The 524-nt window shown below is 62.8% G+C and carries 1 protein-coding gene; it reads left to right on the top strand.

The genetic code is table 11. The annotated features are described in order from the left end of the window. Window positions 1-15: 15 nt before the first annotated feature. Window positions 16-524, top strand: a 509-nt coding sequence (locus AC1TPF_RS27190; protein WP_482145899.1) for a DUF222 domain-containing protein, incomplete at its 3' end; no start/stop codon positions are given.

Raw genomic sequence — 524 nt, 5'->3', positions numbered from 1 at the left:
TCCACCGCCGAAGAGATGACGCTGATCATGGCCAGGCTGGAGAAGCTGGCCATGGCCACGTGCAAAGCTGACCCACGGAAAAAGTCTGATCGGATGGCCGATGCATTGTTCGCCACGGTGATGGGTCGCGAGTTCATCTGCCAATGCCCGAACGATCCGAAACATCCCTGCACCGCAGAGATCGTCACCGTCCCTGCCGACCAGGTCATATCGGGTGTTGATGTGAAGATCGTGCTGCACGTGATCACCGACCAGCCGACCCTCGAAGGAACCGCAACCAACCCCGGATTCATGGACGGACACGGTGTCATCTCCGGCGATCACGTTCGTGACATCGCTGCCCGCCCCGAAACCGTGCAGCGGCCGATGGGCAACAAGCCCGCACCCGCTACCGTGCAACCCGAGCCTCAACCCGAACCCGCGCTGCCGCAGTCTGCAGCCGCCCCTGCACAACCAGCACCCGAGCAGCCCGAACCAGTGCAGCCTGCACCCGAGCGGCCCGAACCGGAGACACCAAAGACAAA

The sequence above is a fragment of the Williamsia sp. Y853 genome (assembly GCF_056786495.1).
This window is presented reverse-complemented; position numbering and strand designations above follow the sequence as displayed.